18 protein-coding genes and 1 pseudogene are annotated in these 21931 nt (G+C 76.6%); 6 read left to right on the top strand and 13 right to left on the bottom strand.

What is annotated here, in order from left to right; genetic code table 11:
* The first annotated feature begins 32 nt into the window (after positions 1-32).
* The gene (locus tag ACRYM0_RS08580; RefSeq protein WP_432504088.1) at positions 33-1061 is read left to right on the top strand and encodes a hypothetical protein; all 1029 of its coding nucleotides are present in this window, start codon (positions 33-35) and stop codon (positions 1059-1061) included.
* On the opposite strand, the pseudogene ACRYM0_RS08575 reads toward ACRYM0_RS08580, so the two are convergent.
* The 3 genes and pseudogenes from ACRYM0_RS08575 to ACRYM0_RS08565 all read right to left on the bottom strand — a co-directional run.
* Positions 1043-1882 (bottom strand): annotated as a pseudogene (locus ACRYM0_RS08575) (HD-GYP domain-containing protein); the annotation flags it as partial. The gene ACRYM0_RS08580 and the pseudogene ACRYM0_RS08575 sit on opposite strands and share 19 nt — an antisense overlap.
* A 59-nt stretch (positions 1883-1941) precedes the next feature.
* Entirely contained in the window at positions 1942-4074 is a 2133-nt protein-coding gene (gene pabB / locus ACRYM0_RS08570) for an aminodeoxychorismate synthase component I (RefSeq protein ID WP_432504038.1), read from the bottom strand.
* Between the two features lie 39 nt (positions 4075-4113).
* Positions 4114-5268, bottom strand: coding sequence for an osmoprotectant NAGGN system M42 family peptidase (locus tag ACRYM0_RS08565; RefSeq protein ID WP_432504073.1), 1155 nt, complete (start codon positions 5266-5268; stop codon positions 4114-4116).
* Between the two features lie 212 nt (positions 5269-5480).
* Between ACRYM0_RS08565 and ACRYM0_RS08560 the strand changes: the two genes are divergently transcribed.
* Entirely contained in the window at positions 5481-6734 is a 1254-nt protein-coding gene (locus ACRYM0_RS08560) for a saccharopine dehydrogenase family protein (protein ID WP_432504036.1), read from the top strand.
* A gap of 153 nt (positions 6735-6887) precedes the next feature.
* Here the strand turns inward: ACRYM0_RS08560 and ngg are convergent, their stop codons facing one another.
* The 3 genes from ngg to ACRYM0_RS08545 are packed head-to-tail and all read right to left on the bottom strand — an operon-like array spanning position 6888 to position 10873.
* Positions 6888-8687 carry an N-acetylglutaminylglutamine synthetase gene (ngg, locus tag ACRYM0_RS08555; protein ID WP_432504034.1) on the bottom strand — a complete coding sequence of 600 codons (1800 nt, stop codon included), beginning with the start codon at positions 8685-8687 and terminating at the stop codon, positions 6888-6890.
* 16 nt (positions 8688-8703) lie between these two features.
* Positions 8704-10488 carry an N-acetylglutaminylglutamine amidotransferase gene (locus ACRYM0_RS08550; RefSeq protein WP_432504032.1) on the bottom strand — a complete coding sequence of 595 codons (1785 nt, stop codon included), beginning with the start codon at positions 10486-10488 and terminating at the stop codon, positions 8704-8706.
* A 22-nt stretch (positions 10489-10510) separates the two neighbouring features.
* Positions 10511-10873 carry an HIT domain-containing protein gene (locus ACRYM0_RS08545; protein WP_432504030.1) on the bottom strand — a complete coding sequence of 121 codons (363 nt, stop codon included), beginning with the start codon at positions 10871-10873 and terminating at the stop codon, positions 10511-10513.
* Between the two features lie 168 nt (positions 10874-11041).
* On the opposite strand from ACRYM0_RS08545, the gene ACRYM0_RS08540 reads away from it, so the two are divergent.
* Positions 11042-11593 carry an RNA polymerase sigma factor gene (locus ACRYM0_RS08540; protein WP_432504071.1) on the top strand — a complete coding sequence of 184 codons (552 nt, stop codon included), beginning with the start codon at positions 11042-11044 and terminating at the stop codon, positions 11591-11593.
* Positions 11590-12768, top strand: a complete 1179-nt coding sequence (locus tag ACRYM0_RS08535) for a Gmad2 immunoglobulin-like domain-containing protein (RefSeq protein ID WP_432504028.1) — start codon at positions 11590-11592, stop codon at positions 12766-12768. The genes ACRYM0_RS08540 and ACRYM0_RS08535 overlap by 4 nt, the downstream gene beginning before the upstream one ends.
* On the opposite strand, the gene ACRYM0_RS08530 is transcribed toward ACRYM0_RS08535, so the two are convergent.
* Genes ACRYM0_RS08530 through hrcA form a run of 4 tightly spaced genes read right to left on the bottom strand, consistent with a single transcriptional unit; the run spans position 12755 to position 16136 of the window.
* The gene (locus tag ACRYM0_RS08530) at positions 12755-13375 is read right to left on the bottom strand and encodes an HXXEE domain-containing protein (protein WP_432504025.1); all 621 of its coding nucleotides are present in this window, start codon (positions 13373-13375) and stop codon (positions 12755-12757) included. The genes ACRYM0_RS08535 and ACRYM0_RS08530 overlap by 14 nt on opposite strands.
* Positions 13372-13887 carry a DUF1648 domain-containing protein gene (locus ACRYM0_RS08525; protein ID WP_432504023.1) on the bottom strand — a complete coding sequence of 172 codons (516 nt, stop codon included), beginning with the start codon at positions 13885-13887 and terminating at the stop codon, positions 13372-13374. The genes ACRYM0_RS08530 and ACRYM0_RS08525 overlap by 4 nt, the downstream gene beginning before the upstream one ends.
* Before the next feature lie 34 nt (positions 13888-13921).
* On the bottom strand, positions 13922-15052 hold the full coding sequence (gene dnaJ / locus ACRYM0_RS08520; RefSeq protein ID WP_432504020.1) for a molecular chaperone DnaJ: 1131 nt from the start codon (positions 15050-15052) through the stop codon (positions 13922-13924).
* A 40-nt stretch (positions 15053-15092) separates the two neighbouring features.
* On the bottom strand, positions 15093-16136 hold the full coding sequence (gene hrcA, locus ACRYM0_RS08515) for a heat-inducible transcriptional repressor HrcA (RefSeq protein ID WP_432504018.1): 1044 nt from the start codon (positions 16134-16136) through the stop codon (positions 15093-15095).
* Positions 16137-16267: 131 nt separating this feature from the next.
* Between hrcA and ACRYM0_RS08510 the strand changes: the two genes are divergently transcribed.
* Both ACRYM0_RS08510 and ACRYM0_RS08505 read left to right on the top strand, forming a co-directional pair.
* The gene (locus ACRYM0_RS08510; RefSeq protein WP_432504015.1) at positions 16268-17137 is read left to right on the top strand and encodes a DUF3097 domain-containing protein; all 870 of its coding nucleotides are present in this window, start codon (positions 16268-16270) and stop codon (positions 17135-17137) included.
* A 125-nt stretch (positions 17138-17262) separates the two neighbouring features.
* Positions 17263-17808 (top strand): DUF4870 domain-containing protein, encoded by a 546-nt coding sequence (locus ACRYM0_RS08505; RefSeq protein ID WP_432504013.1) that lies wholly within the window; start codon positions 17263-17265, stop codon positions 17806-17808.
* Positions 17809-17812: 4 nt separating this feature from the next.
* Here the strand turns inward: ACRYM0_RS08505 and ACRYM0_RS08500 are convergent, their stop codons facing one another.
* From ACRYM0_RS08500 to ACRYM0_RS08490, 3 genes are all read right to left on the bottom strand, one after another.
* Complete coding sequence (locus ACRYM0_RS08500; protein ID WP_432504011.1) at positions 17813-18865, bottom strand: LLM class F420-dependent oxidoreductase; 1053 nt, start codon at positions 18863-18865, stop codon at positions 17813-17815.
* 127 nt (positions 18866-18992) lie between these two features.
* Positions 18993-20555 carry a pectinesterase family protein gene (locus tag ACRYM0_RS08495; protein WP_432504009.1) on the bottom strand — a complete coding sequence of 521 codons (1563 nt, stop codon included), beginning with the start codon at positions 20553-20555 and terminating at the stop codon, positions 18993-18995.
* 62 nt (positions 20556-20617) lie between these two features.
* On the bottom strand, positions 20618-21826 hold the full coding sequence (locus tag ACRYM0_RS08490) for a HupE/UreJ family protein (protein WP_432504007.1): 1209 nt from the start codon (positions 21824-21826) through the stop codon (positions 20618-20620).
* Positions 21827-21931: the final 105 nt, after the last annotated feature.

Below are 21931 nucleotides of genomic sequence, written 5' to 3'. Positions count from 1 at the left end.
TCCCGGCGGGCCCGTGGCGGTGCGCGTCAGCAGTGGGCCTGGCCGTCGGCGTGGGCGTGGCCGTCGGCGTGGGCGTGGCCGTCGGCGTGGGCGTGGCCGTCGGCGTCGGCGTGGCCGTCGGCGTCGGCGTGGGCGTCGGCGTGGGCGTGGCCGTCGGCGTGGGCGTGGCCGTCGGCGTCGGCGTCGGCGTGGGCGTGGCCGTCGGCGTGGGCGTGGCCGTCGGCGTGGGCGTGGGCGTGGCCGTCGGCGTCGGCGTGGCCGTCGGCGTCGGCGTCGGCGTGGGCGTGGCCGTCGGCGTCGGCGTGGGCGTGGCCGTCGGCGTCGGCGTGGGCGTGGCCGTCGGCGTCGGCGTGGGCGTGGCCGTCGGCGTGGGCGTGACGGTCGGCGTGGGCGTGGCCGTGGCCGTCGGCGTCGGCGTCGGCGTGACGGTCGGCGTCACCGTCGCACTGGTCGGGGCGGCGGTCGGTGCGCTGGTCGAGGGGGTCGACGCCCGACGGGGCGTGGACGTGCGCGCCGGGTTCTGGCTCGAGGCGAGGGCACGCACCGCCGAACCGGTGGCGGTGGGCGAGCCGGTGGGGGTGGGGGTCCCCGTGGCCGCGGGCTCGGCCGCTGCCGGCGTCGGCAGGGCGGAGGGCTCGACGGGGGTGGGGGTGGCGCTCGCGGTCGCGCTCGGCCCTGGGGTGCGCGGCACGGGCGCGCTGGTCACGTCGGCCACGTCGGTGGTGTCCACGGGCTGCGCGACGGCGGCCACGTCCGCGGGAGCGGCGGCCAGCGCCGCCGCGGCCGTCACGCCCGCACCCACCCCGACCCCGGCGGAGAGCACGGCAGCCAGCACCTGCCCGCCGGCGGTCTGCGCGACCGTGGAGGCGGCCGACAGGGCCTGGGCGGGGGCGATCCCCACCCCGGGCAGGGCTGCCAGCAGGGTCGCCGGACCGGCGACCAGCCGCAGCCGGCCGATGCCGACGGAGAGGAACGCGCGGACGACGTCGGGGTCGAACTGGGCGCCGGCGCAGCGGGTGATCTCCGCCCGGGCCTGCTCGGCCGTCATCGGCTTCTTGTAGGCGCGGGCCGAGGTGATCACGTCGTAGGTGTCCGCGACGGCGATGACGCGCGCCGCGAGGGAGACGTCCTCGCCGGCCAGGCCCCGCGGGTACCCGCCGCCGTCCCACCGCTCGTGGTGCTGCTCCACGCCGTCGAGCCACGGGCCCAGCCACGTGCGCAACGGCTGGACCAGCCGGCCGCCGTGGCAGGGGTGCTCCTGCAGGGTGGCCCACTCCTCGTCCGTGGGCCGGCCGTTCTTGTTGATGATGTCGACGGGGACGTGGACCTTGCCGACGTCGTGCAGCAGGGCGGCCCAGCTGAGCCGGTCGACGTCCTCGGCGGGCAGCCCCAGTTCACGGCCGATCAGCGCGGCGTACGCCTGGACCCGCTCGCCGTGCGCCCGGGTGCGCGCGTCGTGCGCCGCCAGGGTGCTCACGAGCGCCAGCAGCCACTCGGCGGACCCCCGGTCGGCGTGCGTGGCGTCGTCCACGGCCTCCAGGGCCGAGGGGGACCAGGTGCGGCGGGCGACCTCGAAGCGGCTGGGGACGCGGTCGGGCAGGACCAGGCTCAGCCGGAGCAGCGCGGAGAGGGGGACCAGCCGGCGCAGCCAGGTGGAGAGGACGACCAGCGCACCGGAGGAGACCCCCACGACGAGCAGCAACCACACCGTCGCGGGCAGGCCGAGCCGCGCGGCGGGCAGCCAGTGCGCGGCGCCTGCGCCGATCCCCAGGGCGAGCAGCAACGGCCCGGTCGAGGCGGTCGCCCGCACGAGAGCGGCCAGGACGGGTCGAGGCCGCCAGGTGGTCGCGACCCCGTCCCCGTAGTTCTGCGTGGGTCCCATGGCCATTGACCCGGGGTCGGGACGCGGGCGGGGCGGGTTGAGCCGCCGACGGGGGGGGTTCACCCGCCTGCTGGGCGCGCACCCCCCGGACGGGGGACGTCCACCCCGGCGCCGCCCGGCGGCGGATCCAGCAGCGCCCGCAGCGACGCACCGGCCTTGAGGACCATCTCGGCGAACTCCTCCTCGGGGTCGGAGTCGAGCACCACGGCCCCGCCGGCGCCGGCGGTCCACTCCCCCCCGGCGCGCACGAGGGTGCGAATGACGACGGCGAGGTCCGCGGCGCCGGTGAGGGAGAGGTACCCCAGCGCTCCGGAGTACACGCCGCGGGCACGCCGCTCCAGCGCGTCGACGACCTCGCAGGTGCGCAGCTTGGGCGCCCCGGTCATCGACCCGGGCGGGAAGCACGAACGCACGGCGTCCAGCGCCCCCAGCCCGGTGCGCAGCCGGCCGCGGACGGTGGACACCAGCTGGTGGGCGGTGGCGTAGGTCTCCGTCGCCATCAGCGCGGGCACCGACACCGAGCCGACCTCGCACACCCGCCCCAGGTCGTTGCGCAGCAGGTCGACGATCATGAGGTTCTCGGCGCGGGTCTTGGGGTCGGTGGCCAGCGCGCGGCGCAGCGCCGCGTCCTGCACGGCGTCCGCGCCGCGCCGGGCAGTGCCCTTGATCGGTTTGGCCTCCACCCAGCCGTCGCGGTCGACCCGCAGGAACCGCTCGGGCGAGGCGCAGACGACCTCCACCCCGGGCAGGCGCAGCAGCGCCGCGTAGGGGGCGGGGTTGACGCGGCGCAGGCGGTGGTGGGCGCTCAGCGCGTCCACCGGGTCGGCCGAGCGGGCCTGCGCGGTCAGGCAGACCTCGTAGCTCTCCCCCGCCCGCAGCACCTCGCGGCACTCCTCGACGGCGGCGAGGTACTCCTCGCGGGTGCGGTCCAGCAGCGGCAGCACCTCCTCCTCCGGCAGCGGCGGCACGGGTGCCGGTTCCGGGCGCGGCGGGGCGCCGGGCAGCGCGGCGAGCGCTCGGGCGGTGCCCTCCAGCCACGCGCGCGCGTCCTGCTCGGCGGCCGCGACGTCGGGCGCGGCGGGGTCGGTGCGCACCAGCGCGACCAGGTGGGTGCGGTCGTCCTCGTGGTCGACGGCGACGAACCGGTCGGCGAACGACCAGGCCGCGTCGGGGGTCGCGGAGCGCCGGGTCGTCGGCGAACCGCAGTCGGCGCGCACCTCGTAACCGAGGTAGCCGACCCAGCCGCCGGCGAGGTCGAAGGGCAGCTCACCGGGGTCCTGCCCGTCCCCGCCGCCCTCCAGGCGCCGCCCGCCCAGGTGCTCGAACACCGAGCCGGGCAACCGCCGCTCACCGTCGCGGTCGCGCAGCACCACCTCCCCCTCGGCCACGCGGTACGTCAGCAGGTCCGCCTCGGGCCCGGCGGAACCGCCGACGAAGGAGAAGCGGCCGGTGCCCGGGCCGGGGCGGGCGCTGTCCAACCAGAACGCGGGCGCGTCCGGCGCCGTGAGCGCCTCGAACGCCGCCCCGGGGTCGACAGCACGCTCCAGGACGCGCGTGCGCAGCCGGTACGTGCGCTCCGGCGCCGGGGCGACGGCCGGTGACGCGGCGCGCACCGCCGGACGGGCGCTGCGCAGGAAGTTCCCGACGACCGTGGCGCCGTGCTCGCTGCCGACGGACTCGGGGTGGAACTGCACGCCGGTGAACGGGCGGGTGGTGTGCCGCAACCCCATGACGACGCCGTCCTCGGCCCACGCGGTGGCCAGCAGCGGCGCGGGCAGCGGTTCGGTCACGCACAGGGAGTGGTAGCGCACCGCCGCGAAACCCTGCGGCACCCCGGTGAACACCCCGGCCCCGTCGTGGCGGACCCGGGTGACGTGACCGTGCCGCGGCTGCGGCGCGCGCACCACGGGCGCCCCCGCCGCCAGGGCGATCCCCTGGTGCCCCAGGCAGATCCCCAGCACGGGCACGCGCGCGCGGGCCAGCACCTCGGCGCTCAGGCCGAAGTCGCGGACCTCGCCCGGGTGCCCCGGACCCGGCGAGATGACGACCGCGTCGAAACCCGCCAGGTCCAGCTCGGCAGGTGCCACGGCGTCGTTGAGGACCACGACCGGCTCCGCGCCGGCGAGGCCGGCGAGCAGCTGGAACACGTTGTACGTGTACGAGTCGTGGTTGTCGACGAGCAGGACGCGCACTGCTCCCCCGGCGCCTGCGCCGCTGCCCGGGCCGCCGGCTCAGGCGCCGGCGCGCTCGGGCACGACGGTGCGGTCCACGGGTTCCAGCTGCGCCGGCTGCACGCTGTCGGAGGGGAAGTCGGCCAGGTCGCCGTGCTCAGCGCGGTCCCACTCGTCGAAGGTGAGCCCGCTCTGCAGGTACACCACCAGCAGCCGCGCCAGCGCCACCAGGCCGTCCAGGTGGGTGCGCTCGTGGCCGTGGCTGGACTCCAGGCCGAAACCCAGCAGCGCGGCCCGGGCCTCCATGCCGGCCTCCAGCGCCGGGGCGGCGTCGGAGCGGTAGTGCCGGTAGACGTCGCGCACCGCGGGGATGTCGTGGTCGCGGGCCAGGGCGTGCAGCCGGCGCGAGAGGTGGTAGTCGAACGGGCCGGTCATGTCGAGCATGCCGACGCTGACGTGGTCCTCGCGCGACGTCTGCCCGTCGGCGACGACCGCGTTGTCCACCGCCACCAGCTCGGCCAGCTCGGGAGCCAGTCCGTGGGTGGCGCCGAAACCGACCTCCTCGCCGATGGTGACGAGGAGCTGCGCGGTCACCGCCAGGGGGAGCTCGGCGTCGCGCAGCGCCTTCAGCGCGGCCAGGCAGGCCGCCAGGCCGGCCTTGTCGTCCAGGTGGCGCGACTTCACGTAGCCGTGGCGGGTGATCTGCGGGGCGGCGTCCAGGGCGACGAAGTCGCCGACCTGCACACCCAGGGCGTGCACGTCGGCGGCGCTGGCGACCGGTTCGTCGATGCGCACCTCGACGACCTGCCAGCCCACGCCCTGGGTGTCGATCTCGTCGCCGAAGGTGTGCCCGGAGCTCTTCAGCGGCAGCACGGTGCCCGTGTACACCTCGTCGAGGTCGTCCGTGAAGATCGTCACGTGGGCGCCCTCGGAGAACCGGGCGCTGTGGCTGCCGACGGGCACGACCTCCAGGCGGCCGTTGTCCTTCACGCGCTTGACCATCAGCCCGATGGTGTCGGCGTGGACCACGACGGCTCGGCGGACCACGTCGGTGCGCCCGCGCAGGGTGGCGCGCAGCATGCCCCGGCGCGTGAGGTCCACCGGCAGCCCGAGGGCCTCGATGTGCTGCCCCACGACCTGCATGACCGCGTCGGTGCGCCCGGAGGGGCTGGGCACGCGCAGCAGCTCCATGAGGGTGGACGTCAGGTAGTCCACGTCGACCGGTGCGTCGACGACGCCGGTGGCGGTGTCCTTGCCGGCGGTGTGGGTGCGGTGCTGGGGGCGGTCGGTGGGGCTCACGGGCCGATACTGCCGCCTGCCGGGGCCACGGTCCCAGCCGGGGCGTGTGCCGCGGGCGGAGCGCCCTGGCGGGGCGGGGCGCAGCGGGGCGGGTGGCGGGGGCGGGGGGCGCGGTTACGGTGGGGCGGGTGCAGCGCGACGACGCCCCCGGCCGCGACCTCGACGTGGTCGTCTTCGGCGCCACCGGTTTCGTCGGCCGGCTCGTCGCCGGCCACCTCGCCGAGCACGCCCCGCCGGGGACCCGTGTCGGGCTCGCCGGCCGCTCGGCGCAGCGCCTGGAGCGGGTGCGCGCCGGTCTGGGGAGCGCTGCCGAGCGCTGGCCCGTCCTGACGGCCGACGCCACCGACGAGGCGTCGCTGCGCGAGCTCGCCGGCACCGCGCGCGTCGTCGTCAGCACGGTGGGGCCGTACCTGCGCCACGGGCTGCCCCTGGTCGCCGCGTGCGCGGCTGCGGGCACCCACTACGCCGACCTGACGGGCGAGACGCTGTTCGCGCACCGCAGCGCCAGGCGGTTCCACGCCGCCCGCGACAGCGGCGCGCGGATCGTGCACTCCTGCGGCTTCGACTCGGTGCCCTCCGACCTGGCGGTGCTGCTGACGCACGAGCGCGCCACCGCCGACGGCGCAGGTCCCCTCACCGACGCCGTGCTGGAGGTGCGCTCGGCGCGCGGCGGGGTCAGCGGCGGCACGGTGGACTCCCTGCGGCTGCAGCTGGACACCGCCCGCGGGGACGACGCGGCCCGGCGGTTGCTGGCCGACCCGTACGCGCTGAGCCCCGACCGCGACGCCGAACCGGACCTGGGCCGTCAGCGCGACGTCTTCCGCCCGCACCGGCGCGCCGAGGACGGGGCGTGGGTGGCACCGTTCGTGATGGCCCCCTACAACACCCGCGTGGTGCGGCGCAGCAACGCGCTGCTCGGCCACGCGTACGGGCAGCGGCTGCGCTACCGGGAGGTCGTGGCGTTCACCGGGCGGGCGGCACCCGTGGGTGCGTTCGCGGTGACGGGCGCGCTGGGGGCGCTGGCCGGGGCGCTGGCGCTGCGACCGGCCCGTCCCCTGGTGGACCGGCTGCTGCCCGCCCCCGGCAGCGGCCCGTCCGAGCGGACCCGGCGCACCGGGCGGTTCCGCGTGGTGCTCGACGCGCGCACCGCCGGCGGGCGCCGCTACCTGACGACGGTGGCCGCGCAGGGCGACCCCGGGTACGCCGCCACCGCCGTCATGCTCGGCGAGAGCGCGCTGGCGCTCGCGCTCGACGGGGACCGGCTGCCGGACGCGGCCGGGGTCCTGACCCCCGCCACGGGTGTCGGCACGGTCCTCGCGAACCGGCTGCGCGATCGCGGTTTCACCCTCCGCACGGACGTCGCTCCCCGTCCCCCGGTGTGACCCCGCGTCGGGAACCAGGAGGGGTGGTGGCGGGTGCGGAGGCCGGCGTCCGGACCCGCCTCGCGCACCCGGCCGCAGCGGTGCACCCGGCAGCGGGCGGAGAGCCGGCCGCAGCACCCGCCACCGCCCCGCCGGGGAGGCAGGACGCGCGCTTCAGCGCTGCTCGGCGCGCCGCGTCTCCGGGAAGAGCAGGTCCAGGAACCGCTGCGCCGTGGGCCGCGGCTGGTGGTTGGCCAGGCCGGGGCGCTCGTTGGCCTCGATGACCACGTGCTCGGGCCCGGACACGTCCGGCACGAGCAGGTCCAGCCCGGTCACGGGGATGCCGAGGGCGCGGCTGGCGGCCACCGCGGCGTCCACGAGGTCGGGGTGCAGGTCGTCGGTGACGTCCTCGATGGTGCCGCCGGTGTGCAGGTTCGCGGTGCGGCGCACCTCCAGGCGCTCTCCGCGCGGCAGCACGTCGTCCATGCCGAAACCCGCCTCGCGCACCACCGCCTCGGTGGTGGCGTCCAGCGGGATCCTGGACTCACCGCCGGTGGCGGCCTCCCGGCGGCGGCTCTGCTTGACCACGAGGGTGCGCACGTCGTCGCTGCCGGTGCCGATGACGGCGGCGGGGCGGCGCACGGCGGCGGCGACGACCTCGTGGTCGATGACGACGATCCGCAGGTCCTGGCCGGTGACGAACTCCTCCACGAGGACGTCGGGGCAGTTCGCCGACGCCTCGGCGACGGCGCGGCGCAGCGTCTCGGCGTCGCGGACCCCGATGGTGATGCCCTTGCCCTGCTCGCCCCGGGCGGGTTTCACCACGACCGGGCCGGTCTCGGCGATGAGGCGCTCGGCGGCGGCCAGGCCCTCGCCGTCGGCCAGCGCCGGGGCGGCGAGCTCGACGCCGCGCGGCACCCGCACCCCGGTGGCCGCGAGCAGCCGGCGCGTGACGCGCTTGTCGTCGCAGCGGCTCATCGCCACCGCGCTGGTCAGCTCCGAGAGCGACTCGCGCGTCAGCAACGAACGGCCCCCGAACGTCAGGCGCATCTCCCCGCTGGGGGCGTCGGTCACCTCCACCCGCACCCCGCGGCGCAGCGCCTCGTCGGCGATGATGCGCGCGTAGGGGTTCAGCTCGCCGAGCTGCTCCGGCTGCGGGGAGAACAGCGGCCGGTTGATGGGGTTCTTGCGCTTGACGACGACCGGCGGGGCGGGGCGGAAACCCAGCCGGCGGTACAGCGCGATGGCCCCGTCGTTGTCGTGCAGGACGGACAGGTCCAGGATGGCGCGCCCGCGGGCGACGTAGCGCTCGGCGAGCACCCGCACCAGCGCCTCCCCCGTGCCGCGCGGCGCGCTCTGCGGGTCCGCGGCCAGGCACCACAGGCTGGCGCCCTCGTCGGGGTCGCCGAACGCCAGCACGTGGTCGACACCGGTGACGGTGCCGACGATCGCCCGCGTGCGGGTGTCCTCGGCGACGAGGTACGTGAACGTGCGGGTGCGGTGGTTCGCCCACATGACGTCCGGGTCGGAGGTCACCATGCCGTTCGCCGCGTACAGGCGGTTCACGTCCTCCAGCTCGGCGCGGTCGCGCACCATCCGCACGAACACGTCGGGGTTGCGGTCCCGCGGCGGGCGGTAGCGCGACAGCGGCAGGCGGAACGTGATGGACGGGTCCATGAACAGCTCGTGCGGCGCGAGCCCCACGAGCACCTGCGGTTCGGGCACGTACATGGCGATGTCGCGCTCGCCGGACTCCTCGGCGCGCAGGGCGGCGACGACGTCGCGCTGGTCGGCGAAGGTGTGGCCGAACACCAGCCGGCCCCACCCCATGTCGAGCACGACGTCGCTGGCCATGTCGCGCGTGAGGTGGCTCGGCGGCCGCTGCCAGTTGCGGCTGGAGATGGTGGGCGCGTCCTGGCCGCGGTGCCGCAGCCCGGCCACGTTCGCCCGGCGACGGGTTCCCACGGTGCTCATCGTCCTCCCCCGCGGTTCAGTCGATCCCGTGCTGCTGCAGCCACAGCTCCAGCAGGCCCAGCTGCCACAGCTTGTTGCCGCGCAACGGGGTGAGCTCGGCGTTGGGGTCGCGCACGAGCTCGGAGACGTACTCGGGGCGGAACAGCCCGCGGCGGCGGGCGGCCTCGCTGGTCAGGGCGTCCTTGACCAGGCCGAGGACCTTGCCCTGCAGGTGGGTGATCGCCGGCACGGGGAAGTAGCCCTTGGGCCGGTCGATGACCTCGCGCGGGATGACCTTGCGGCCCACGCGCTTGAGCACGCCCTTGCCGTCGTCGGACAGGTGCAGCTCCGGGGGGATCGCCGCGGCCAGCTCGACGAGCTCGTGGTCGAGGAACGGCACGCGGGCCTCCAGGCCCCAGGCCATCGTGGTGTTGTCGACGCGCTTGACGGGGTCGTCGACGAGCATGACCTCGGTGTCCAGGCGCAGCGCGGCGTCCACGGCGGTGTCGGCGCCGGGGGCCGTGAAGTGCCGGCGCACGAACTCGCGGGAGACGTCCGAGCCGGTCAGCCACTGCGGCTGCAGGACCTGCGCCATGCCGGCGTGGTCGCGGTCGAAGAACGCCTTCGCGTAGGCGTCGACGCCCTGCTCGGGGCTCAGGCCCGCCAGCGGCGGGTACCAGTGGTAGCCGCCGAACACCTCGTCGGCGCCCTGCCCGGACTGCACGACGCGGATGGACTGCGACACCTGCTGGGAGAGCAGGTCGAAGGCGACGACGTCGTGGCTGACCATCGGCTCGTGCATGGCGCCCACGGCGTGGCCCAGGGCCCCGACGAGCTCGTCGCCGGTGACGCGGATGCGGTGGTGGTTCGTCGCGTAGCGCTCGGCGATGACGTCGGAGTAGGCGAACTCGTCGCCCTCGCGCCCGCCGACGGACTCGAAGCCGATGGAGTACGTGGCCAGGTCGGTCTGGCCGGCCTCGGCCAGCAGGCCGGTGATGAGGCTGGAGTCCAGCCCGCCGGACAGCAGCACCCCCACGGGGACGTCGGCGACGGTGCGCCGGCGCACCGCGGCGCGCAGGGAGTCCAGGACGGCGTCCTCCCAGTCCTCGGCGGAGAAGCCGGCGAACTCCTCGCGGCGCACGTGCCGGGCGTTCCAGTAGCGGTGCTCCCGGCTGGTGCCGTCGGCCTCGATCACGCGCACGGTGGCGGGCGGCAGCTTGCGCACGCCCTTGAGGATCGTCAGCGGGGCCGGGACGACGGCGTGCCAGCTGAGGTAGTGGTGCAGCGCGACCGGGTCGATGGTGGTGTCCACGTCCCCGGCGGCCAGCAGGGCCGGCAGCGAGGACGCGAAGCGCAGCCGCCCGGGCGTCTCGGCCAGGTACAGCGGCTTGATGCCGAGGCGGTCGCGCATGAGCACCACGCGGCCGGAGTCCCGCTCGTGCAGGACGACGGCGAACATGCCCTTGAGGTGGTCCACCACGTCGGTGCCCCACCGGTGGTAGCCCTTGAGGATGACCTCGGTGTCGGAGGTGGAGCTGAACCGGTACCCGTGGCCGGCGAGCTCCTCGCGCAGCTCCCGGTAGTTGTAGATGCAGCCGTTGAAGACGGCGTGCAGGCCCAGGTCGGGGTCCACCATGGGTTGCGAGCCGCACACCGACAGGTCGATGACCGACAGCCGGCGGTGCCCGAAGGCCACCCGGCCCTGCGCCCAGTAGCCCTCACCGTCCGGCCCGCGGGGCGCCAGCGGCTGCGACATCCGCTGGACCGCCCCGATGTCCGCGGGCCGACCGTCGAACGTGACTTCACCGCACAAGCCGCACATGGGACCCCATCCAACCCCCTGATCAGCCGGGCGGCCAGGTGAAGGCCCGGCCGCCCAGGACGTGGCCGTGCACGTGGGGCACCGACTGGCCCACGTCCTCGCCGCTGTTGAAGACCAGGCGGAAGTGGCCGCCGCAGCGCTCGTCGGCGATGCGCTGGGCCACCTCGACGAGGCGCGCCAGCGTCGCCGGGGCCGCGGCGGCGAGCGCCGCGACGGTCTCGTGGCGCTCGCGGGGCACGACCAGGACGTGCACGGGCGCCTGGGGGTCGACGTCCTCGAAGGCGACCACGAGCTCGTCGGAGTGCACGATCGTCGCGGGCAGCTCCCCGGCGACGATCCTCAGGAAGAGGTCGGCGGGGGCGCTCCCGTTGCGGCTGGCGCTCATGGCGGCACGGTACCGGCGCCGCCGCGCGCCCGCCCGCCTCCCCCGTCCGGCGGATCCCCTCCGCTTGGATGTCAACCGTGACCGTGCGCTGCTCGTCGTACCTGTGTGGAGATGCTCAGAGCGCGGCGCGCCGTGGCTGACCGGCAGGTCGGCCGCGGGCTCGGCGTCGTGCGCGGCGGGCCCGGCGGGCACGACGCCGACCCGGACGACCCCCGCGGCTGGGACGCGGACACGGCCGTGAGCGTCCTGTACGCCGCGCACTGGCGCCGGCTGGTCGCCCTGGCGGCGGAGTTCACCGGGGAGACCTCCACCGCCGAGGAGGTGGTGCAGGAGGCGTTCGTGGCCCTGCACCGGCGCTGGCGGCGGCTGGACGACCGCGCCGCCGCCGTGGCGTACCTGCGCCGGGCGGTGGTCAACGGCGCGCGCGACGTGCTGCGCCACCGGGCCGTCGCCGACCGCAAGCGCCCGCTGCCGGACCCCGCGCCGGAGGGCCCGGAGGAGCGGGCGGTGCGCTCGGCCGAGCACCGCCTGGTGCTGGCCGCGCTGGACGCCCTGCCGGTGCGCCAGCGCGAGGTCCTCGTCCTGCGCTACTCCGCGGACCTGTCCGAGCAGGACATCGCCGAGACCCTGGGCATCAGCCGCGGGGCCGTCAAGACGCACGCCCACCGCGGGCTGGCGGCGCTGCGCGCCGGCCTGGGCCGCCAGGAGGAGACCCCGTGAGCCACCGCCACCCCGGCCCCGCGCCGGACCCCGACGACGACCCGGTCAGCGCCGGGCCGCTGCCCGACCCCGCCACCGACCCCGCGGCGCGCGCCCTGCGCGACGCCCTCGCCGCCCGCGCCGACACCGTGCACCCCGCCGACCGCCTCCAGGAGATCCGCATGAGCACCACCGCCCGCCGCCGCACCACCCGCGCCTGGACCGCCGTGGCGACCACCGCCGCGGTCCTCGTCGTCGGCGGCAGCGCCTTCGCGCTGACCCGCGAGGACGACGAGTCGGTGCGCACCGTCGCCTCCGCCCCCACCAGCGCGGCCGGGCGCAGCAGCGAGCCCGCCCCGGCGACCTCGGAGCCGAGCGGCGCGGGCAGCGCCACCGGCACCGCCACGGGCACCGCGCAGGAGCCGGCCGCCGAGGAGGCGTCGCCGACCGGGACCGAGACCGGGTCCGCCACCACCACCGGCGGGTCGCTGCCGGCCGGCTCGGCCACCGTGCCGGTGTACTGGCTGGGCGGGCAGCCGCAGCTGCTCTTCCGCGAGTACGTGCCCGCCGGGGACGCGGCGGACGACGCGACGAACGCGCTGCGGGCCGTGCTCGGCGGGCAGCCGAGCGACCCGGACTACTCGAGCCCGTGGGGCCCGGACGAGTCCGCGACCGTGACGGCCCGGGACGGGCGCCTGGTCGTCGACATCGCGGCCTCGGCCGCTTCCGGGGACGCCGAGGCGGGGGACGTGACGGCCGCGGTGCAGCAGCTCGTGTACACGGTGACCGCGGCGGCCGGCGAGGACGTGCCCGTCGAGATCCGCGTGGACGGCGAGGCGGAGCCGCTGGTGTTCGGCTACGCGGTGCCGGAGACGGTCTCGCGCGCGCCGCAGGCGGACGTGCAGGCCCCGGCGTGGATCACGTCCGTCGACACCGGCACCCCCGGCCAGGTCGTGGTGGAGGGCGTCGGCAGCGCGTTCGAGGGCACGCTGCTCTACACGGTCACCGACGCCTCCGGCGCCGAGGTGACCCGCGGGCCCGCGCAGGCCGGCGCGAACGGGACGTTCGCGGAGTTCTCCGTGACGATCCCGCTGCCGGCGGGCGAGTACACCGTGCTGGTGGAGCGCCCCGACGAGTCCGGCGGCGCGGCCGGCGCGCAGCCCGCCGGCGACACCAAGAGCTTCACCGTGCGCTGAGGCTCTCCCCGATCCGGTGCGGTGAGGGCCCTCGGGGGGGCCTCACCGCACCGCCGTGCCCGCCCCCGGGTGCCGTCGCGGGGAGCGGACCGGGCGCCGGCGCCCCCGGCGGCAGGACCCGCACCGCCAGGGTCAGGGCCGCGGCGGTGACGGGGACCACCGCGAGCGCGCCGAGGGCGGCGCAGACGACCGCGCGGCGCGCGGTGAGGTCGCCGCCTCGGACGGTCCCGGCCAGCACCGTCGCGGACGCCGCGAGCAGCGCGGGTGCGGTGCCGCTCCCGGCGTTGTACCGCCGCGTCAGCGCCGCGCGCCCCAGGTGGGCGGCGGCATTGCCGCCCAGGGCCCCGGTGAGCGCCGCGACGGCGGCCTGGCGACCCGTGGCGGACGGGCCGCCGCGGCGGGCGGCGGCCAGGACGGCCCCGGAAGCGGCGGTGAGCGCACCGGCGGCCAGGGCGAAGCGGTCCGGCCGGTGGGCGTCGGCCGGCAGGCCGAGGCGCTGGAGCACTCGCGGGTCGACGGGCGGGGCGGCGCGGGCCAGCGCGACCTCCTCGGCGTTGTGGAGGGTGAACACCGCCAGCAGCGCCCGGTGCACGTCCGGTCCGGTCACCGGGGGCTCGTCGGGCGCCCGGCGCCCTCGGGCACCCGGTACCGGGTGAACCCCAGGCTGAGCGCCCACAGCAGCAGGCCGGCGAGCCAGGCCCCGAAGACGGCGAAGAACCACCACGGCAGCCGGCCGGTGCCCGTCAGCGCCACCTGCACGATCGCGCCCTCCACGGCGGTCAGCAGCAGCATCGTCGCCGTCCCGACGGCCCACAGGTCGCCGAGGGTGCGCCGGCGCAGCTCGGCCTCGTGCTCCGGCGCCCTCCAGTACCAGGCGTTCGGCACGTTGATCATGCCCACCGGCAGGCGCCGCACCCCGGCGGCCAGAGCCGCGAACAGCGCCGCGAGGGCTGCGCCGACCAGCGCGGAGACCGCGACCGCCCCGGCGCGGCTGCTCCAGTCGTCGGCCCGGCCGTCGCCACCGAAGTGGGTGGGCACCCGCTCGGGCAGCACCAGGGCCGCCACGACGACGGCCGCGGCGTAGAGGACCACCGACCCGGCGAACAGCTTCGCGCGCACGCCCCCACCCTGCCGCAGGGGCGTGCGCCGGGCGTCAGCGACCGCCGAAGCGCTCGCGCAGCTTGGAGAACACGCCGTGGTGGGCCGGGGACAGCTTCCCGGCGGGGCGCACCTCGCCGCGCACCTCGGCCAGGCGGCGCAGCAGCTCCTCCTGCTCCTCGTCGAGGTCGCGCGGGGTGGCGACCTCCAGGGTGACGAGCAGGTCCCCGCGGCCGGCCGAGCGCAGGTGCTCGACGCCCTTCTGCTTCAGGGTGACGACCTCGCCGCCCTGCGCGCCGGGACGGACGTCGACCTCCTCGGTGCCGTCGAGGGTCTCCAGCGGGATGGAGGCCCCCAGCGCGGCGGCCGTCATGGGGACCTCCAGCGTGCACAGCAGGTCGTCGCCGCGGCGGGTGAAGACCGGGTGCGGGCGCTCGTGGATCTCCACGTAGAGGTCGCCGGGCGGGCCGCCGGCGGTGCCGACCTCGCCCTGGGCGGCGAGCTGGATGCGGGTGCCGGTGTCCACGCCGGCGGGGATGCGGATGTTCAGCGGCCGGCGGGCGCGCACCCGCCCCTCCCCGGAGCACTCCAGGCACGGGGAGGGCAGGACGGTGCCGAAGCCGTGGCACGTCGGGCACGGCTGGCTCGTCATGACCTGGCCCAGCAGGGAGCGCACCACGCGCTGCACCGAGCCCTGCCCGTGGCAGATGTCGCAGGTGGCCGGCTGGGTGCCCGGCTGGCAGCAGGTGCCCTTGCAGGTGGGGCACAGCACGGCGGTGTCGACCTGGATCTGCCGCTCGCCGCCGAAGGCGGCCTCGGCGAGGTCGACGTCGACGCGGATCAGGGCGTCCTGGCCGCGCTGGGTCCGGCTGACCGGGCCGCGCCCGCCGCCGGTGCCGCCCTGGCCGAAGAAGGCGTCCATGATGTCGGAGAAGCCGAAGCCCTGACCGAAGCCGCCGCCGGGCCCGCCGGGCCCGCCGGGCCCGCCGCCGCGGTCGTACTGCGCGCGCTTGTCGGGGTTGGACAGCGTCTCGTAGGCCTGGGAGACCTCCTTGAACTTGTCCCCGGCGTCCGGGTCGGAGGTGACGTCGGGGTGGAGCTTGCGCGCCAGCTTGCGGTAGGCGCGCTTGATGTCCTCCGCCGAGGCGTCCCTGCTGACGCCCAGGACGTCGTAGTAGTCGCTCACGAGGTGCTCAGGTCTCCCGTTCGGTGGTTCGTCCGGTCGGTCACTGGGACAGGATGCGCGAGACGTAGCGGGAGACCGCCCGCACCGCCGCCATCGTGGTCGGGTAGTCCATGCGGGTGGGCCCCAGCACGCCCAGGCGCGCCAGCACCTCCCCCTCGCCGTAGCCGCTGGTGACCACGGACGTCTCCGGCAGGCCGAGGTGGAGGTTCTCCGCCCCGATGCGCACGGTGAGGGCGCCGCTGTCGCCGCCGCCCTCCTCGGCCATCTCCTGCACCAGCCGCAGGAGCACGACGTGCTCCTCCAGCGCCTCCAGCACGCTGCCGAGAGAGGCGGCCAGGTCGTGGGCGCCGGAGCGCACCAGGTTGGCGGTGCCGGCGATGACGACGCGCTCCTCCAGCCCGGCGCTCAGGCAGTCGCCCAGCGCGGCGACGACCTCGGCGGTCACCGCCATCTGACCGGGCGGGCTGGTCTGCACGACGGCGGTGAGCTCCTCGCGCGCCTGCTTGAGCCGCTTGCCGGCCACGGCCGCGTTGACGCGGTCGCGCAGCACCGCCAGGGCCTCGGGCAGCGACTCCACGTCGGTGGCCGAGCGCACGTCGACGACGCGCTGCTCGACGCGGCCGGTGTCGGTGATGAGCACCAGCAGCGCGCTGCGCCCCCCGACCGGCACCACCTCCACGTGCCGCACCGCCGCGCGCGAGAGCGAGGGGTACTGCACGACGGCGGCCTGGCGGGTGATCTGCGCCAGCAGCCGCACGGTGCGGTCCACGACGTCGTCGAGGTCCACGGCGCCGTCGAGGAAGGCCTGGATGGCGCGGCGCTCGGCCGGTGACATGGGCTTGAGGTTGGCGAGGCGGTCCACGAACAGGCGGTAGCCCTTGTCGGTGGGGATGCGCCCGGCGCTGGTGTGCGGCTGGGCGATGTACCCCTCCTCCTCCAGCACCGCCATGTCGTTGCGGATCGTGGCCGGGGACACGCCGAGGCGGTGGCGCTCCACCAGCGCCTTGGACCCCACGGGCTCGTGGGTCGAGACGTAGTCCTCCACGATGGCGCGCAGCACCGCGAGCCTGCGGTCGTCGCTCACACCCACCTCCGTCCCCGCCGTTCCTGGCACTCGTCCTGGCGCTCGTCCTGGCACTCGCCGAACCCGAGTGCCAAGTCTACGCCGAGCGCGCCTCCACCGCGCCGCGCGCACCGCTCGTTAGCGTGCCGCGGGTGAGCCCCAGGCACCCGTCCAGCGACCGCTACGGCAGCGACGTGCTGTCCGCGAACCCGCACCCGCAGCGGCCGGTGCACCGCGAGGAACCCGCCGTGCGCGGCCTCGTCGTGGAGGACGTGGAGACCGGCTGGGTCGGTGCCGTGGTGCGCGTGGAGAAGAGCGGCGGCGTGCACGTCGTGGTCCTGGAGGACGCGAGGGGCCGTACCCGCACGTTCCCGCTGGGCCCGGGCTTCTGGGTGGACGGGCAGCCGGTGCGGCTGGTCGCTCCGAGGGGCCCGGCCGCCCCCGCGGCACCCACCCGCACCGCCAGCGGCTCGGTGGCCGTGGCCGGCGCCCCGGCCCGCACCGCCCGCGCTTCGCGCATCCTCGTGGAGGGCCGTCACGACGCCGAGCTGGTGGAGAAGGTGTGGGGCGACGACCTGCGGGTGGAGGGCGTCGTGGTGGAGCTGCTGGAGGGCGTGGACGACCTCGACGCCGCGGTGCGCTCCTTCGCCCCCGGCCCCGGCCGGCGCATCGGCGTGCTCGTGGACCACCTCGTGCCCGGCAGCAAGGAGTCGCGCATCGTCGCCGCGGTCGCGAAGAGCCCGCACGTGCTCGTCGTCGGCCACCCGTTCGTCGACGTCTGGCAGGCCGTGCGCCCGCAGCGCCTGGGCTGGCGGCAGTGGCCGACCATCCCGCGCGGCACCTCCTGGAAGCACGGGGTCCTCGCCGAGCTGGGCTGGCCGCACGCCACGCAGGCCGACGTCGCGCACGGCTGGAAGCGGATCCTGGGCACGGTGCGCACCTACGCCGACCTGGAGCCGGCGCTGCTGGGCCGGGTGGAGGAGCTGGTGGACTTCGTCACCGCGGACGCGGCGGACCGCTGAGGCGCGGGCCTCCTCCCCTCGTCGCACGCGGGTCCACCCCCCGGGTGGACGACACCGCCCCGCCGTCCGCGGGAGGATCGACGCGAACCCGAGACCCACCCACTCACCGACCCGCGGAGGACCCCGTGAGCGACCCGCACCAGCCGTCCCGGCCGGACTTCACCAAGGAGCCGCACGGCTCCCCCGCCGACGGGCAGCAGCAGCCCGGCTGGACGCCCGGCTGGCGCCCGGACTGGCGGCCCGAGCAGGAGGCGCCCCGGCAGCAGCACCCGTACCCGCCGCCGGCGCCCTCCCCGCAGCGCCCGCCGGTGTCGGTGCAGGACGAGCGCACCTGGAGCGTGCTGGCCCACGTGGGCACCCTGCTCGTCTGGATCAGCCTGCCGGTGATCGCGCCCCTGGTGGTCTTCCTCGTCTTCAAGGACCGCAGCCGCTTCGTGCGCGAGCACTCCGCCGAGGCGCTCAACGCGAGCATCTCGCTGCTGATCTACGTGGTCGCCCTCAGCGTGGTCGCCACGGTGCTGACCGTCGTGACGCTGGGGCTGGCCGCTCCCCTGTTCGCGGTCCCCGCGCTCCTGGTGGTCGCGGCGAGCGTCTGCGCGGTCCTGGCGGCGGTCGCGGCGAACTCCGGCCGCCCGTACCGCTACCCGCTGACCCTGCGCCTGGTGCGCTGAGGCCTCACCCCGCCAGCGCCCGCACCGCCGCGACCCGGTCGGCGAGCGCGGGCGCCTGCGGCACGAGGGCGCAGGTGGTGACACCGGCGCGCGCGTAGTCGTCCAGGCGCGCGCGCAGGCTCGCCACCGGCCCCACCAGGCAGGTCGCCTCCAGGAAACCCGCCGGCACCGCGGCGGCCGCCTCGCGGTGCCGGCCGGCGAGGAAGTGCTCCTGCACCTCGTCGACGGCGTCGGAGAACCCCAGGCGGCGGGCCAGCGACGCGTAGAAGTTCTGCGAGCGCGAGCCCATCCCGCCCAGGTAGAGGGCGACGTGCCGGCGCACCGGGGCCTCGGCCCTGCGCCGATCCTCGCCGGTGGCGTCGGTGACCAGCAGCGGCACGGAGGCGCACACGTCGAACTCCCCCGCCGGCGGCTGCCCGGCGCGGCGCGCCCGGCCGGCGGCCAGGTGCGCGAACTGGTCCGCGCACGACTCGGGCGCCAGGAAGACCGGCAGCCACCCGTCGGCGACCTCCCCGGCCAGCTCCACGTTGCGCGGGCCGACGGCGGCCAGGTAGACGGGCAGGTCCGGGCGGGGTGCGGGCAGCATCAGGCGCAGCGGCACCCCCGGCCCGTCCGGCAGCGGCAGGTGGACGTGCTCGCCGGCGAAGCGCACCGGCCGGCGCGCCAGGACCTCGCGCACGACCGCGACGTGCTCGCGGGTGCGTGCCAGCGGCGCGGCGAACCGCTGCCCGTACCAGCCCTCGGAGACCTGCGGGCCGGAGACGCCCAGGCCGAGGCGGAACCTGCCGCCGGAGAGCGCGTCGAGGGTGGCGGCGGCCATCGCGGTGGCGGCGGGGGCGCGGGCGGGGACCTGCAGCACCGCTGAACCCAGGGCGATGCGCGAGGTCTGCGCCGCCAGCCAGCCCAGGACGCTGACGGCGTCGGAGCCGTACGCCTCGGCGACCCACGCGCTGTCGCAACCGGCGTCCTCCGCCGCGCGCACCAGCGCCAGGGCGTCCGCGGCCGCCGCCGCCGCGTCACCGCCGGTCAGGTAACCGAGGTTCACTGCCAGGCGCACGCCGCGAACCTAACCCACCGGCGCCGGACGCGCCGTTCCTCGTGGGGCGGTCGCCGCGCAGCGGCTGGCCGCGCACCCCGGGCACGCCGGGGTGGCTGGTGCGCGGGCGCCCGCCCCGGCGGGGGCCTCAGCCCCGCAGGAGCCCGAGCTCGCGCAGCCCTGAGGCGACGAGGCCGGCGACGGCCCGGGCCCCGGACGCGGACAGGTGCGTGTCGTCGCGCTCACCGTCGGGGAACCCGGGCCAGCGGCCGGGTTCGAGCCACAGGAACGACGCCTTGCTGCCCTCGGCCCCCTGCTCCTGCCACAGGGCCCGGCTGGCCGCGGTGAGGTCCACCAGCGCGATCCCGTCGGCGGCGGCGAGCGCCCGCACGGCCGAGGGGTAGCCCCCGTGGGTGGAGCGGGCTCGGCCCCGCTCGTCGAAGCACCGGCGTTCCACCGGGGTCAGCAGCACCGGGGTGGCGCCCCGGGCGCGGGCCCCCACGGCGAGCCTGCGCAGGTTCGCCGGGTAGGCGCGGTGCACGTCGGCGAAACGCTCCCCCTCCTTGGGGTCGTTGTGCCCGAACTGCACCAGCAGCAGGTCCCCGGGGAGCGTCCGGGCCAGGGCGTCGTCGAGCGCGCCGGACTCGATGAAGCTGCGGCTGCTCGCTCCCGAGATCGCCAGGTCCAGCACCTCGGTGCCGGTCAGCTCGTGCAGGACCTGGCCCCACCCGGTGCGCGGGGCGCGCTCGGGCGGGTACGGCGAGGCGGTGGAGTCGGAGACGACGACGATCCGCCCGGTCGGGGCCGGGAGCCCGTCCCACCCGGCCAGCCACTCGCCGGGAGTCGCGGCGGCTGCCGCAGGGATCCCCGGCCGGCCGGGCGCGGCACCGGGCCCGGTGCTGCCGCGCTCGCCGAAGCGGGCCTCGTGCCGGCTGAGACCGCCCGTGTCGTCCCAGGCGTCGGTGGCGACGTGCTCGCCGAGGTGGCAGTCGACGAACCACGCCTGACCCACCGCGTCGGGTTCGCCGCCGGGGTGCCAGGGCCGGCCCAGCCGCACGCTGCCCGGTTCCACGCCCGGCCCGGTCAGCCGCACGCCGTGGAACAGGAACCCGCGGGGGTTCTCCCGGGCGGTGCTGGGGGCGCTGACCCGGCCGGGTCCGGTGCTGCGGACCTCCCCGCCCTCGACGACGGCGGTGGCCCGGCCGTGCACGAAGTCCACGTCGCCGGTGATCAGGCAGTCGCGCAGGTGGACGTGCCGCACGTCGGCCCACCCCGGGGCGTCCAGCAGCAGGGTGCCCTGCCGGCCGAGGATCCGGCAGCGCTCCACACGGACCCGGTCGCCCAGGGTGCGCAGCGCGATCGCCTGCGACTCCGGCAGGCCCGGGTCCGCGAACCGGTCGAAGGTGTTCTCCACCGTGAGGTCGAGCAGGGTGACGTCGTCGGCGGCGATCGTCAGCGTCGCGCAGTCCTGCCCGTGCGGCAGGCCGGTGCGGTCCCGGTCGCCCTGGCGCAGGTCGAAGGAGACGACCACGTCCTCGGCCCGGCCGGTGGCCGAGCGGATCGTCAGCGGCGCGCGGCGCGGCTCGATGCGCAGGTGCTCCACGTACCGGCCGGGCTGCACGACGACCTCGGTGGCGTCCGGGTCGGCGAGCGCCGTGGCGAGGTCCGGGAGGAGGTCGACGTCGTCGCCGACGGTGAGGGTGCGGGGCACGGCCTCAGCCTAGTAACCGGTTTCCCGCCGATCCAGCCCGTTCGGCACCCCGCCCGCGGCGCTCAGGGCGCGTCGACCAGGTCCCGCTCCCGCGCGTCGCGGGGACGGGCTCCGGTCGACGACCGGACGAGCACGCAGGCCGCCGCCACCCAGAGCGCGGCGGCGATCCACGGCGAGAGCGCGCCGAGGGAGTCGGCAGCGGCGCCCAGCGGGGTGGGCAGCCCGACGCGGTCGAGCAGCCAGCCGACGGCCGCCAGGGCGGTGAGCAGCGCGGCGGCGACCCGCAGCGGGCCGTACACGGCCGTGCGGGCGAGCACGACCAGCGGGGGCAGCACCAGCAGCACGATCGCGAGCTGCACGGCCTCGATGCCGAGGTTGAAGCCGAGCAGGCTCAGCGCGAGCTGCCCACCGGTCAGGTTCAGCGCGGAGAGCGTCGTGGAGAACGCCATGCCGTGCACGAGGCCGAAAGCACCCGCGACGACGGGTTCGCGGCCGGGGAACAGCGGTCGCACGGCGTGGACCGCGGCGATGAGGATGCTCACGGCGATGAGCGCCTCGACGGGCTGCTGCGGCACCGGCAGCCCGATCGCGCCCAGGGCCAGGGTCAGGGAGTGCCCGATCGTGAAGGCGATGGTGGTGGCCGTGATCCGGCGCACGGCCCGGCCGGCCGGTGCGACCTCCCGCCAGCGGCGGCGCCCGGCGACCGGGACCGCGAGCAGGGGCGCGGGCAGCAGCAGGGTCAGCAGGAACAACTGGTGGTCGGTGCCCTCGGCGATGTGCGAGGTCCCCAGCGCGAACATCCCCGCGAACCCCCGCCAGGCGCTGCCGTCCTCCAGGTCCACGAGCAGGGGCGGCACCGTGCCGCTGACGGTGTCGAGGGTGATGGCGCCCAGGCTGCGGGCCGTCTCGACCTCGCCGGCCGCCCAGTCGCTGCGCAGGACGACGAAGACGTCGGCCGTGACCACCTGGTGCAGGACCGCGTCGTACTCGAGCGTGAACGTGCGCAGGTCCTCCGCGCTCGGCGGGGTGAGCGTCGCCGTGGCGGTGACGGCGTCGAACGCACCGGTCCCCCACTGCTCGACCTCGGCGGCGCCGACGTCGCCGACCTCGACGGTCCACTCCCCGCCGCCGGAGGAGACGCCGAGGTGGTCCTCGACGTAGGCGGCGATGTCCTCCGCCGTGGCGGCGGGGACCGTCCCGCCGTCGGGGACGTCGATGCCGGACGCGGTGACCAGGTCGGCCGTCGGCAGGATGCTCCTATGGTTCGTCAAGCGGCTGCAGCGAGGGGGTCGGTGGCTGCAGACGGCTGCAGAAGGGCGAAGACCTCACGGGCGATGTAGCGCTTGAGGCAGCGGATGATCTCTGACTTGCTCAAA

This window comes from Kineococcus arenarius subsp. arenarius, assembly GCF_050871845.1.
Lineage (GTDB): Bacteria > Actinomycetota > Actinomycetes > Actinomycetales > Kineococcaceae > Kineococcus.
Note: the sequence above shows the minus strand (reverse complement) of the source record. Positions and strands in the feature narration are given on the sequence as shown.